Annotated in this window: 11 protein-coding genes and 1 tRNA gene; 10 read left to right on the forward strand and 2 right to left on the reverse strand. The window is 39.3% G+C overall.

The window, feature by feature from the left end:
• Positions 1-111: 111 nt before the first annotated feature.
• Positions 112-1,863, reverse strand: coding sequence for a conjugal transfer protein TraF (gene traF, locus J1E28_RS00705; RefSeq protein WP_291026023.1), 1,752 nt, complete (start codon positions 1,861-1,863; stop codon positions 112-114).
• A gap of 305 nt (positions 1,864-2,168) precedes the next feature.
• On the opposite strand from traF, the gene J1E28_RS00710 reads away from it, so the two are divergent.
• Both J1E28_RS00710 and J1E28_RS00715 read left to right on the forward strand, forming a co-directional pair.
• Complete coding sequence (locus tag J1E28_RS00710; protein WP_291026024.1) at positions 2,169-2,906, forward strand: tetratricopeptide repeat protein; 738 nt, start codon at positions 2,169-2,171, stop codon at positions 2,904-2,906.
• Positions 2,903-3,520: a tetratricopeptide repeat protein gene (locus J1E28_RS00715; RefSeq protein WP_291026025.1), complete on the forward strand. Its 618-nt coding sequence runs from the start codon at positions 2,903-2,905 to the stop codon at positions 3,518-3,520. The genes J1E28_RS00710 and J1E28_RS00715 overlap by 4 nt, the downstream gene beginning before the upstream one ends.
• Positions 3,521-3,989: 469 nt before the next feature.
• Here J1E28_RS00715 and J1E28_RS00720 read toward each other — a convergent pair.
• Positions 3,990-4,067: transfer RNA gene (locus J1E28_RS00720), tRNA-Pro, on the reverse strand.
• A gap of 171 nt (positions 4,068-4,238) precedes the next feature.
• Here J1E28_RS00720 and J1E28_RS00725 point away from each other — a divergent pair.
• The 8 genes from J1E28_RS00725 (at position 4,239) to serA (ending at position 12,753) form a co-directional block, all read left to right on the forward strand.
• The gene (locus J1E28_RS00725) at positions 4,239-5,270 is read left to right on the forward strand and encodes a flagellar basal body P-ring protein FlgI (RefSeq protein WP_291026070.1); all 1,032 of its coding nucleotides are present in this window, start codon (positions 4,239-4,241) and stop codon (positions 5,268-5,270) included.
• A gap of 70 nt (positions 5,271-5,340) precedes the next feature.
• The gene (locus J1E28_RS00730) at positions 5,341-5,682 is read left to right on the forward strand and encodes a rod-binding protein (RefSeq protein ID WP_291026071.1); all 342 of its coding nucleotides are present in this window, start codon (positions 5,341-5,343) and stop codon (positions 5,680-5,682) included.
• On the forward strand, positions 5,666-6,718 hold the full coding sequence (locus tag J1E28_RS00735) for a HAMP domain-containing sensor histidine kinase (protein WP_291026026.1): 1,053 nt from the start codon (positions 5,666-5,668) through the stop codon (positions 6,716-6,718). Before J1E28_RS00730 ends, J1E28_RS00735 begins: the two co-directional genes overlap by 17 nt.
• A gap of 50 nt (positions 6,719-6,768) precedes the next feature.
• Positions 6,769-8,076: a 3-phosphoshikimate 1-carboxyvinyltransferase gene (gene aroA, locus J1E28_RS00740; protein ID WP_291026027.1), complete on the forward strand. Its 1,308-nt coding sequence runs from the start codon at positions 6,769-6,771 to the stop codon at positions 8,074-8,076.
• Between the two features lie 21 nt (positions 8,077-8,097).
• Positions 8,098-8,919, forward strand: a complete 822-nt coding sequence (locus J1E28_RS00745) for a 4-hydroxy-3-methylbut-2-enyl diphosphate reductase (RefSeq protein WP_291026028.1) — start codon at positions 8,098-8,100, stop codon at positions 8,917-8,919.
• 96 nt (positions 8,920-9,015) lie between these two features.
• Positions 9,016-10,671 carry a 30S ribosomal protein S1 gene (locus J1E28_RS00750; RefSeq protein WP_291026029.1) on the forward strand — a complete coding sequence of 552 codons (1,656 nt, stop codon included), beginning with the start codon at positions 9,016-9,018 and terminating at the stop codon, positions 10,669-10,671.
• A gap of 16 nt (positions 10,672-10,687) precedes the next feature.
• Positions 10,688-11,152, forward strand: a complete 465-nt coding sequence (locus tag J1E28_RS00755; protein WP_291026030.1) for a hypothetical protein — start codon at positions 10,688-10,690, stop codon at positions 11,150-11,152.
• Between the two features lie 20 nt (positions 11,153-11,172).
• The gene (gene serA / locus J1E28_RS00760) at positions 11,173-12,753 is read left to right on the forward strand and encodes a phosphoglycerate dehydrogenase (protein WP_291026031.1); all 1,581 of its coding nucleotides are present in this window, start codon (positions 11,173-11,175) and stop codon (positions 12,751-12,753) included.
• Positions 12,754-12,794: the final 41 nt, after the last annotated feature.

Below are 12,794 nucleotides of genomic sequence, written 5' to 3' on the forward strand. Positions count from 1 at the left end.
AAGCCTAAGGCTCATTGTTTCACATTTTTCTAAAGTAAAATAATAGCTTTAACATTGGCTTTTAACTATAAAATCCCTATCTACGCTTTTAGAACATTTAGAGAAAATTGCCTAAAAGCTAAATTGCCCACCCACGCGCAAACTCATATAATTTGATACATTTACATTATAGAGTGTGATGTTTTTGCCTAAGCCATATTGTAATGCCACATCAAGGAATCCTAGCAGGTTTAGCCCTCCTGTAAGTATCACACCTTCGCCACTTTTAGAGCGTAAATCCTGCATCGCTCCTAATCTAAAATCTACTTTTTTAAAGTTTGCTAACACTCCCCCCCCCATAAATTGACTTTTTGGACTTGAAAGCGAGAGCGTATCATTTGCTAAAATATCAGCATCAAAGGCAAAGGTAAGAAAATCTTTCATTGTATAGCTTACTCCCGCACGCACTTGGCGATTAAGTGTGGTATCTTCGAGGTTATTGCTGCGCTTAATCGTAGGCGCATTGAGATTTTTTGCTACAAGCCCTATGTTAAAATTTTTTATCATTTTTGGGCTATAGAGTAGCCCCACATCAAATCCAAAGGTTTGCGCCATATCCAAATCATCTTTATTAAAATCTATATCGGGCGTTTTTCCCACAGAAAATTTAAGATTCTGTCCATAACCGATAGCTTGCATAAATTTCACGGCTATGCCGACATTTAGCTCTCCTGTGGGAGTAAAAAAGGTATGCCCATAGCCCACAGGGATTTCTATAAGGGCTAGGGCATTAGTATAGAGCGTGTGATTTGCATTTTCATTCATAATTGAGCCATCAAGATTGTTCCTACCTGATGAATCTAATGTAAGCGAGATATTATCCCCACTCACACTTACATCATAGTATTTGCCTCCTAGCTCAAAAATCAGCTGATTATTATTTGGGTCAAGCTGTGCGGAGGCGTTTGTAAAAGCAGAGGCAAAAAGCCCAATTCCCACAGCCCCACGCCCAGAATCTATCTCTTGAATATTAATACTTCCTAGCGCATCACTTTCTACGCGTCTTTGCTTTTTATCCCCTGCAAATTGGACAACAAAGCCATTTTGGGTAACGAGATTCACATCATTAGAGCGCAATGCCTCATCAATCACGCCAAAGTCATTTAAAAGCTTATCAATCGTAGAATCTGCCCCTTTTTTTAAGGTAAGTGTGCCGGCTTTGTCTAAAATCGTATCAGCAATATCGCTTGCGCTATTTGCGCTATTAATGCCATCAAGCACATCGCCAAGCACATCGGCATTAATACCTGAAAGCAAATCCCCTACCAAAGGGCTACCGCCCTTATTTGCTGCATCAACAAGCTTCTTTTTAAATCTCTCTGCTAAGTCAGGGTCGCCTTTCAGCTCTGCCGCACAATCTGTAAAGGTAGTGCAGGTTGTATTCCCACCACTTAGCTCATCAAGCAAACCGCTTAAGTCATTTGCGGTAATTTGTCCGGGGGTAGCAGGGTTTGGAAAGAGTGCATCAAGTGTGCTACCAAGCGCACCATCAATGGTAGTATTACCAAACTGCACGCTTTTGCCACCGCCTAGAATCTGCTCATTGAGCTTATCGGGAAAATTACTTAAATTATCTGTATCAATGGTTGCTACCTGCATTAAATTTTGCTCTTTAAACTGCAATCCAAAGCTATATCCTACTTTTGTGCGTCTATCTGCGCCAAGTAATGCGGGGTTATAATACAGCCCCCAAGCAGAATCTTTGAGCGCTACTCCAGCCCCGCCCATACCAGCAGATACCTGTCCCATAGAGCCAAATTCCAAGCCAAAGCTACTATTTAAGGCTAAAATCACAATGCCTAATGGATATGCGAAATATTTCAACATATTGCCTTTTACCTCCGACTCCGCAATTTTGTTTATAACAAAATAATAGAGAATAAGAAAAAATCGTGCCATTTTCGCATATTTTATATGTAAAAGCAAGTATAATGTATTTTTGCAATATATATTCCTATCACACATCTATGGAGTGAGGGATAATATTGTGAGATGTAGGAATAATAGAAAATAATGTGAAATTTGATTTTCTTAAACTAAAAAAATTAAAATTATTAGAGATATATAATCAAAAAGGAACACTTTTAGCATATAAGATTCCATAAAATCATTATAAAAAGGCTTGGATAATGATGAAGCTTTATAGTCTTATGTTAATCGCATTAATCACATTGTTGGGCTTGATGCAGTCCTTACCTGCACGGGAACTAACCGGGGCAGATGCCCTAGATGCTCTTGGCTCTTATATAGCAGAAATTGAAGCACAAGAATCTAGGCAAGATTCTAGCACAGATAGAGCATTGCAAAAAGCCTATAATGCGTGGAGAAATGGCGAATTAAGCCGAGCAGTGCGGCTATATGAAGATGCGTGCTATGATGATAATATGGGTGCGTGCCACGCCCTTGGGACATTGTATTTTCAAGGAAGCGGTGTTGCTCAAAATTACTCAATGAGCGCGAGTTATTATTATAAGGCGTGTATGGGGGGATTCTCTCCTGCGTGTAATTCACTTGGAATCTTGCATCATTTTGGTTTAGGCGTGAGGCAGGACTATAGCCTCGCCCTCAATCTATATGCGCAATCTTGCAAAAGTGGCTATGGGAGAGCGTGTAATAATGTAGGTGTGATGTTTGAAGAGGGCTTAGGCGTAAAAAAGAACTATAAACAAGCAGGATTGTATTATGCTGATTCGTGTTTGGTGCGAGATGATAGGGCGTGTTTTAACCTCGCGGAATTGCTCTCTAAAGGTAAGGGTATGAAAAAAGATAAGCAAAAAGCAATGGAGTATTATGGTTTATCTTGTGATTTTGGCTTGCAAGAAGGGTGTGAGATGTATAGAGCATTCAAGCTCAAGGAGGAGAAATGAGAATCTTTATAATGCTTGGAATGCTTGGCATAGCTTTGGGCGTGGCGTTTGGGGCTTACCTTGCTGATGAGAATATGGAGGAATATGAAAGTGCGCAAATGCGTGAGCGCATCGCTCCTTATATCACAGGCTGCAATAATGGCGAAATAGGGGATTGCTATCTTGCTGCGTATGAGTATATGAAAGGCGAAAATGGCGTGCAATGGTATGCCAAAGCGGCTTATTACTATAAAATAGCCTGTGATGGAGGAATGCTTAAAGCGTGTAGCAATCTTGGAATCTTGTATCAAAATGGGCTTGGTGTGAAGCAAAATTATGATGTGAGCGTGCAGCTTTATCGCTTGGCTTGCTCTCGCTCTGAAGCTGATGGCTGTAATAATTTAGGTGTATTGAGTGAGGAGGGGAAGTTTGTAAATAAAAGCTATGCAGATGCCCTTGCCTTGTATCAACGCGCGTGTATGGGCGGAAGTGTCGCAGGCTGTATGAATCTAGGGGATATGTATGCAAAAGGTAAAGGTGTAGCAAAAAATAAAGGAGCAGCTCTTAGTTTTTATGCACAGGCTTGTTCTATGGGGTATCAGCAAGGTTGCGAGCTATATAGCAAAAATCGCTAATGTGCGATGCAAAGGCATATAAATTTTTAATTCTGCTTTAAGTCTCCTCGCAATTAAGGTATATCTTTATTGTAATAAAATGAGTCTTGCCTTAAAGGCATTGTAGAGGGGGCGTAAGACATATCGCCTAAGCAGCACTTTGAGTAGCAAAGAAGCTTGAGCTGGGATTTTAAGGGGGAGTGGAGGCGGACATTACCAAAGCGCGTATATCTACAAGCTCACTTTCGCAATGCAAAGCATTAATTCATACTTACACATTTAAGCCTTTCTCTATAAATAAAAAAGAATCAAAATAAGTATTTATAATTAAATAAGATTCTAGAATCTAAGCATTTTGAGCCATTGTTCCCTTGATATAGCAAGAGATTTTGTGGTAATTCCAAGCATTTCTTGTCGGCTTTGTGTTAGAATATTGATGATATGATTGAAATCAAGCAAGGATAAGTGGGAGTGTTGAAAATGTTACAAATGGTCGGAGTAGCGGGATTCAAACCCACGACCTCACCCACCCCAAGGGTGCGCGCTAATCAGGCTGCGCTATACTCCGAAAAACAAGAAAGTTAAAAAGTGCTATTATAGCGCATTTTGTTAATGTTGATAATGAAAAGTGATGTAATTTAAGGAATATAAATTGCTTTGGTAAAGCATAGAATCTTATAAAGCTAAGGAAGCATAGATGAGCGGAGCAAATGCGAATAGAGCGCGTAAGGAGACAATAATGAGATTCGTATTATGTGTGATATTTGGGATATTATGCACGATGTCCTTTGTGTATGGACAGAAAATCTCTCAAGTAGCGCAAGTTGTAGGGATTAGAGAAAATAGCCTTGTAGGGTATGGCTTAGTGATAGGCTTAAATGGGAGCGGCGATAAGAGTGGCTCAAAATTTACGATGCAAAGCGTTGCTAATATGCTAGAGAGTGTGAATGTGAAACTTTCTGCAAATGATATTAAATCAAAAAATGTTGCTGCTGTAATGGTAACGGCGACTTTGCCACCATTTGCAAGACAGGGCGATAAGCTTGATATTCTTGTTTCTTCTATTGGCGATGCAAAATCTATTAGCGGTGGAACACTTGTAATGACTCCTCTAACGGGTGTAGATGGTAATATTTATGCCTTAGCGCAAGGTAATATTCTTATGGGCGAGAGTGGGAGCGCGCTTTCTGGCACAATTATTGGTGGGGCAAGTGTAGAGCGTGAAGTGAGCTATAATCTCTACAATCAGCAAAATGCGACTTTAAGTCTTAAAAAATCGGATTTGCAAAATGCGATTAAGATTCAACAAGCACTCAATGAGGTTTTTTCTGATGCGGTTGCCTTGGCTGTTGATGCGCGCACGATTAGACTCACAAAGCCTGAAAATTTGAGTATGGTAGAGTTTTTGGCATTAGTGGAGGAAGTCGAGGTGGATTATACATCTAAAGAGCGCATAGTGATTGATGAAAAATCTGGCACGATTGTGGCAGGAGTTGGCATTACAATTGATCCTGTGGTGATTACGCACGGCGATATTACGATTAAAATCTCTGATGAGATGCCTGATGATCCCGAAGCTATTAAGCTTGAAGATGGCACAATGATGAGCAAAGCGCAAGGCACAATCAGTAGCACAGATGGCGGGAAGCCTACGGTTTCAAGTGTGGTAAAAGCATTGCAAAGAATGGGTGCAACACCGCGCAATGTGATTTCCATTTTGGAGAGTATGCGAAAATCTGGCGCATTACGAGCCGAGATTGAAGTGATGTAGTTATATGAGAGAATCTTAAAGCACACAAGGAGTAGTTATGATAAGTCCCATTAATACCTCTATGGCAATGATGAATTACCAAAAGGCGCAGGATTCTACCCTAAGCCAAGCGCGTCTTAATGAAATAAAAGAAGATAAAGCACTCAAAGAGCAAACTGATCAATTTGAATCTATTTTGCTCAAATTTATGCTAGAAACAGCGATTAAAAATGATGATACACTCTATCCTAAGCAGCCCGGCAGTGATATTTATCATTCTATGTATATAGATGAGCTAAGCCAAGAGCTAAGTGGGAGCTTTGGATATAGTGAGCTGTTATTTAATTATTTAAAAGAACAGCAAAGTGCAGGTAAGAAAAATACAACCAACCTTGCGCAAGGGAAAAATAATCCTTATGGACAATCAAAATAGTCTCATCAATCCTCATCTTTTAGAGCATTTAAACAGCAATGACAAAAGTGTTTTGCTTGAATCTTTAGCTACGCTTATTCAAAGCACCTATGGCACAGAGCAGGAGTTTATCAAGCTTCAAAATGATTTTAATAGTCTCAAAGCCCTCTATGAATGGGTGCTTGAGCTTATCCCTCAAGCCATTTGTGTGCTAGAATCTGATGGCAGTGTGTTTTACCAAAATGCAGAGGCAAGTAAGATTGCAGATATGTTTGAGGGTGTGGTGCATTTGCAAGAGGGAGAGAGTGAAGTTGCCTATAAGGAGCAGTTTTATCTCTTGCAAATTAGTGTAAAAAATGACAAAAAAGTAATGAGTGCAACAAATATTACCAACCAAAAACGACAAGAAAGACTAGCATCTATGGGGCAAATCTCTGCACATCTAGCACACGAAATTCGCAATCCCATAGGCTCTATTTCACTCCTTACTTCAACGCTTTTAAAACGTGGTGATATACAGATTAAGCCTCTTGTGCTTGAAATGAAAAAAGCGATTTGGCGCGTGGAGCGGTTGATTAATACCACTTTGCTTTGGACAAAGGGTGTCAATGCCAATCGCACTTCACATCATTTGAGCGAATTTGAAAATGACCTTACCCAAAGCATAGGCTATTATACTTACTCTAAGCCCATTGATTTTGTATTTGATCTCACATCTAATACACATCTTTTTGCGGATTTTGATTTATTAAGCATCGTGTTGCAAAATTTTTTATCAAATGCTATTGATGCCATTGAAGAGGGCGAGTGCGAAAATGGCGTGGTAAAGGTGAGTTTTAGCGAAGATGAGGCAAGTTGGTGCTTTATTTTTAGCGATAATGGCGAGGATATTGCCGATAAAAATATACTTTTTGAGCCATTTAAAACGACAAAGCTTAAAGGCAATGGTTTAGGGTTAGCGCTGTGCCAGCAGATTATCAACGCCCATAATGGGAGCATTTCGCTTGATGAGGGCGCAGATGATAAAATCTTTTACATCAAAATTGCCAAAGACTAGAATCTTGCTGTTATAATGTGCATTGAACTCTAAGGCTTTAAGGAGAGAGAATGCGTATCACAAAAATTGCCCCAGCAAAAAGCTTTGAACGCGAGTTTGAAGGTATTGCTACGGATAAATCTATCTCGCATCGCACGGCAATGTTTGCGCTTTTGGCTCAAGCTCCTTGTGAGGTAGAGAATTACTTAATGGGGGAGGATACTCTGCATACTTTGCACATCGCGCGTGAATTGGGGCTTCAAGTAGAGCAAAATGCAAAGAGATTAAAGCTTATTCCCCCAAAAGCCATACAAGAACCGCATAAAGTGCTTGATTGCGGAAATGCAGGAACAGGAATGCGGCTTTTTGCAGGGCTTTTAAGCGGCATTAAGGGATTTTTTGTTTTAAGCGGCGATGAATATTTGAATAAGCGCCCAATGAAACGCATTATCGACCCTCTAAATAGCATAGGTGCGCATATCACAGGGAGGCAAGATAATGCTTATGCGCCTTTAGGTATTCAAGGAGCACAGCTAGAATCTTTTGATTATACAAGTCATATTGCCTCTGCACAAGTCAAAAGTGCGATGATTCTTGCAGGACTTCAAGCTCAAGGGCAATCTCGATTTGTTGAGCCATTTTTAAGCCGCGACCATACAGAAAATATGTTGCGTGGTATGGGTGTGCAAATACATACCAAAGAGCAGAGTAATGGTGCGTATGAGGTGATTTTTGAGGGGCAGCCATATAAGAAATTAGAATCTTTTGCTCTTCAAATCCCCTCTGATCCTTCAAGTGCGTTTTATTTTGCCCTAGCTGCGTGTGTGCTACAATCCAAAGTCAAACTTAAAAATGTGCTTTTAAATAAAACGCGTATTGAAGCCTTTAAAATTCTAGAATCTATGGGAGCTAAAGTCAAATATGAATATCATCAATCCCCTTATGAGGAGGTGGGCGATATTGAGGTATGTGGCGGGAATTTAAGGGCTGTAAATGTAGATAGTGCGATAGCGTGGCTTATTGATGAGATTCCAGCACTAAGTATTGCTTTTGCGGTGGCTAAAGGTATTTCAAAGGTATCTAATGCCAAAGAATTGCGTGTAAAAGAAAGTGATAGAATCCACGCCACTATCACAAACTTGCGCGCAATGGGCATAGAATGTGAAGAGTTTGAAGATGGCTTTAGTGTGCGTGGAGGAGAACTCAAAAGAGCAAGGGTGGATTCTTTTGGAGATCATCGTATCGCAATGAGTTTTGCCATAGCCCAGCTTGTATGTGGGGGCGAGATACAAGATAGTGCGTGTATTGATGTATCTTTTCCACAATTTTTAACTTATCTTTCCTCTATTACATCTGTGGAGAACATAAATGAAGATTAAATTAAGCATTAAGGATTTGCAATGCAGGTAAAACTTGCTCAAAAATATGGTTTTTGTTTTGGCGTAAAAAGAGCTATTCAAATTGCCCAAAGTAATGCTAACGCGGTTACTTTTGGTCCCCTCATACATAACGCTAAAGAGATTGAACGTTTAAAAAAGGACTTTAATGTGAGTTTGGGTGAGAGTTTAGAAGAGGTGCAAGCTTATAAAGATGTGATTGTGCGCACACACGGCATCACTAAAGGGGATTTGAAGGTTCTTAAAGAACGTGGCAATAATGTGATTGATGCGACTTGTCCCTTTGTAACAAAGCCTCAAAAAATTGTCAAAAAAATGTCCCAAGAAGGCTATCAAATTATTATTTTTGGCGATAAAGATCACCCAGAGGTAAAAGGTGTGGCAAGCTATGGCGAAAATGTAGTGATTGTAGCAAATGTTGATGAAATAGATCGTCATATCTTGCAAAAAAAAGTTGCCCTTGTCTCCCAAACTACTAAACAAGCCCAGCAATTTGGCGAGATTGCTGCTCTTCTTGCCTCCAAGGTAAATGAAGTGCGTGTGTTTAATACTATTTGTAATGCGACATTTGAGAATCAAAGAGCTGTGTTTGAACTTAGTCAAGAGGTGGATATAATGGTGGTTGTAGGTGGTAAAAATTCCTCAAATACAAAGCAGCTTTTTAAGATTGCAAAAGAATATTGTGCAGATAGCTATTTGGTTGAGGATAAAGATGAGGTAAAATCTCAATGGTTTGCCGACAAGAAACTATGTGGAATCACTGCAGGTGCTTCTACGCCGGATTGGATTATAGAGGGTGTAAAGGCAAAAATTGAACAATTTTAGGAGATTTTGTGTAGATTAGGGGATTCTTAAGGTATGGCAAGGTTTGCTTTGGTAGAATACTTCGATTTTAATTCTTAGGCATAAAGAGGGTGTTTAATGTTAGTGAATTTGGATCACGATAATTCTATTGTCGATGAAGAGGATTTTGCGAGTTTATTTGAAGCAAGCGAAAAAAAGGCTATTAAGGGCGCGATACAAATTGGCGAGATTGTAGAGATGAATGATGAATATGCCGATGTGGCAGTGCAAGGGCAAAAGCGTGAGGCAAAGCTTAGAATCGCCGAAATTACTGATAAAAATGGCAATGTGCTTTTTAAGAAAAATGATAAGATTGAGGTGTATATCTCATCGGGTAGGCAAGGACCAATTGCCTCTTATACAAAAGCGCAAAAGATGAAAAAAATCACCGAAAAAATCGCACAACTTGCGGATAACTATAAAGATAAAGTGATTGAAGCAAAGATTGTAAAGAAAAATAAGGGTGGATTTGTGATGGAATATGATGGTGTAGATGTATTTATGCCACGTAGAGATTCTGCAATCCACACTGATGATAAGGTTATAGGCAAGAGCTATAAGGTGGCGATTATCAAAGTAGATAAAGAGAGCAATTCAATTGTTGTATCACGCAAGAGATTTTTTGAGATTGATAATAAGCAACGCAAAGAGTTGAGCGACAAACTCCTTGAGAGTGGAGCTATACAAAAAGGTGTGATTACAAAAATTGCATCTTTTGGAATCTTTGTTGATATAGGTGGTGTAGAGGGACTTGTGCATTATACGGAGCTTAGCCACAAAGGACCTATTAATCCATCAAAAAACTTCAAAGAGGGCGATGAAGTAACAGTTAAAGTGCTAAGTTTTGATGATGAAAAAAGACGTCTTTCTCTTTCGATGAAGGCATTGAGCGATGATCCGTGGGCAGAGATAGAAAAAGAACTTGAGGTAGGATATGCTATTAAAGTAAGTGTGAGCAATATTGAGCCTTATGGGGCATTTGTGGATTTAGGTAATGATATTGAGGGCTTTTTGCATATCTCTGAAATTTCGTGGGATAAGAATATCAAGCACCCTTCGGAATTTTTGAGTATGGGGCAAGAGATTGATGTAGAGATTATAGAGATTAATACTGAGACTAAAAGATTGCGTGTCTCTCTTAAAAAACTCCTTGATAAGCCTTTTGTGAAATTTGCCAAAACACATCAAGTAGGGAGCATTATCAAAGGCAAAGTGGCAACTTTGACAGATTTTGGTGCATTTATAAAGCTAGATGGTGTTGATGGACTGCTTCATAATGAAGATGCTTATTGGGACAAAAGTCGTAAATGCAAAGATGAGTTTAAAGAGGGCGATGAGGTGGAGGTTAAAATTATCAAAATTGATAGAGAAAATGAGAGAATCTCCCTCTCTCGCAGGGCGCTTTTAGATTCTCCTGCAAAAGAGTTTGCTAAAACACACAAGATTGATGATGTTGTAAAAGGTGCGGTGATAGATATTAAAGATTTTGGTATTTTTGTCAAAATCGATAAAATGGAGGCACTCATCCGCAATGAAGATATTTATCCGCTCAAAAAGGAAGAAATAAAAGTGGGCGATGAAATTTCTTGCGTTATTGCACATATTGATGAAGAAAACAACAAAGTGAGAGCCTCTATCAAAAGACTAGAGAGACAAAAAGAAAAAGAAACGCTCAAGGCTTTTAATTCTGATGAAAAAATGACACTTGGCGATAAACTTAAAAATCGCTTGTAGGAGAGTGTAAGAGGTAATGAAAAAGCTTGCATTTCTTGTAGGGCTTTTAGCTGTCATAAGTGCGGCAATTTATGGTGTTTTGTATTTAGAGAAAATATCAGTTCCGCCACCTTTTGAAGCTGAGCCTATGGAGCTTCCCCAAGTAGGTGGGGAAATAGAATATAAAAGTGAGGATTGGCTAAGTTTTGTTCCAAATAATAATGAACTACCTTATGCTTATCCTGCGACAGAGCTTAGCATTCGTTTTGATTTTGTTACTCCAGATTCTAAGCATACTACGCCTTCAGCTATTAGTATTGATGAGCTTGATGAGTATAAATTTGCTTGTGTCAAGCAGGTTTTAGCACAAAATAATATAGAATCTGCTTACTATAAATCAGGCGATGTGCTTAAACTAATGGTGTTTGTGAGTGATGAGGCAATGTATGAGAAACTTTTAGAGGATTTAAAATATTATCGTCTGCAATTTAGTGTGCAATAAACCGCAAAAAAGGAGTGATTATGAAATATAAAGTAATTGTGTGCGACCATATTCATCAAAGTGGACTTGATTTATTGAGCGCACAGAATGATATTCAAATGGAGAATCTTGCCTCCTTGCCTAAAAAAGATTTGCTGAGTAAGATTGCCAATGCTGATGTGGTTATCACACGGAGTTCAACCGATGTAGATGAAGCATTTTTGACATCTTCAGGGCAGATACGAGCAGTGGTGCGCGCGGGCGTAGGTGTGGATAATGTCGATATTGAGGGCTGCTCTCGCAAAGGGATTGTGGTGATGAATGTGCCAACTGCAAATACTATCGCCGCAGTAGAGCTTACAATGGCTCATCTTATCAATGCGGTGCGTAATTTTCCCGGAGCAAATACACAGCTTAAAAATGAGCGCAAATGGAAACGTGAGGATTGGTATGGAACAGAGCTTAAGGGTAAAAAATTAGGCATTATTGGTTTTGGTAATATCGGCTCTCGCGTGGGAATCCGCGCAAAGGCTTTTGAAATGGAAGTGATAGCTTATGATCCTTATATTTTACCCTCAAAAGCAACTGATGTGGGTGTTGCTTATACAACGAATTTTGATGAGATTCTTGCCTGTGATATTATTACTATCCACACGCCCAAAAATGCTGAAACTAAAGATATGATAAAAGCAGCCCAAATTGCAAAAATGAAAGATGGTGTGATTTTGATTAACTGCGCACGAGGTGGTTTGTATAATGAAAAAGATCTCTATGATGCGCTTAAGAGCGGCAAAATTAGATGGGCGGGGATTGATGTATTTGGTAAAGAACCAGCTATTGATAATGCCCTGCTTGATTTACCAAATATCTATGTAACACCCCATATTGGTGCAAATACACTAGAATCCCAAGAGCAAATCGCTATTCAAGCTGCAGAGGCAGCTATTGAGGCTGCACGTGGCTCAAGCTATCCTAATGCTCTTAATCTCCCGGTTAAGGAATCTGAATTGCCAAATATGGTAAAGCCCTATCTTGAATTGATGCAAAAATTAGGCTTTTTGGCAACTCAAGCAAATAAAGGTGTGATTACTTCTATTCATATAGAGGCGCAGGGTGAGATTAGTGCATATGTGGATTCTTTGCAGACTTTTGCCCTTGTAGGTGCGCTTAATGCGAGTTTGGGCGATAAGATTAATTATGTTAATGCTCCATTTGTCGCTAAAGAACGCGGTATTGATGTAAAATCTTCTATAAAGCAAGAGAGTGATACCTATAAAAATCGCATTTCTATTACATTAAGCACGCAAAATGAGAGTATTACTTTGGGCGGCACGGTGTTTGAAGATAAGCATTTGCGTCTTATTTCAATCAATCATTTTCAATTTGATATTGAGCCAAAGGGAAGCATTATACTCTTTAGAAATACCGATGTCCCCGGTGTAATTGGATCAGTAGGAAGTATTTTGGGTAGCCATCAAGTTAATATCGCTGACTTCCGCCTTGCGCGTCAAAACAAAGAGGCAATGGCAGTGATTCTTGTAGATTCACAAGTGCCGAGTGAAGCGTTAAAACAGCTTGAGGCAATTCCTGCAGCCTTGAATGTAAAAATGCTTAATTTGTAGTTTATGAAGTATATGCAGGGTAGAATCTAAGTAGGATTAAG

The organism is Helicobacter sp., from assembly GCF_022511165.1.
GTDB lineage: Bacteria > Campylobacterota > Campylobacteria > Campylobacterales > Helicobacteraceae > Helicobacter_C.

Bases quoted from the DNA above. Each gene is read 5' to 3' on its own strand.
- J1E28_RS00710 (WP_291026024.1), top strand. From the start codon at position 2,169: ATGATGAAGCTTTATAGTCTTATGTTAATCGCATTAATCACATTGTTG.
- J1E28_RS00715 (WP_291026025.1), top strand. From the start codon at position 2,903: ATGAGAATCTTTATAATGCTTGGAATGCTTGGCATAGCTTTGGGCGTG.
- J1E28_RS00725 (WP_291026070.1), top strand. From the start codon at position 4,239: ATGAGATTCGTATTATGTGTGATATTTGGGATATTATGCACGATGTCC.
- J1E28_RS00730 (WP_291026071.1), top strand. From the start codon at position 5,341: ATGAATTACCAAAAGGCGCAGGATTCTACCCTAAGCCAAGCGCGTCTT.
- J1E28_RS00735 (WP_291026026.1), top strand. From the start codon at position 5,666: ATGGACAATCAAAATAGTCTCATCAATCCTCATCTTTTAGAGCATTTA.
- aroA (WP_291026027.1), top strand. From the start codon at position 6,769: ATGCGTATCACAAAAATTGCCCCAGCAAAAAGCTTTGAACGCGAGTTT.
- J1E28_RS00745 (WP_291026028.1), top strand. From the start codon at position 8,098: ATGCAGGTAAAACTTGCTCAAAAATATGGTTTTTGTTTTGGCGTAAAA.
- J1E28_RS00750 (WP_291026029.1), top strand. From the start codon at position 9,016: ATGTTAGTGAATTTGGATCACGATAATTCTATTGTCGATGAAGAGGAT.
- J1E28_RS00755 (WP_291026030.1), top strand. From the start codon at position 10,688: ATGAAAAAGCTTGCATTTCTTGTAGGGCTTTTAGCTGTCATAAGTGCG.
- serA (WP_291026031.1), top strand. From the start codon at position 11,173: ATGAAATATAAAGTAATTGTGTGCGACCATATTCATCAAAGTGGACTT.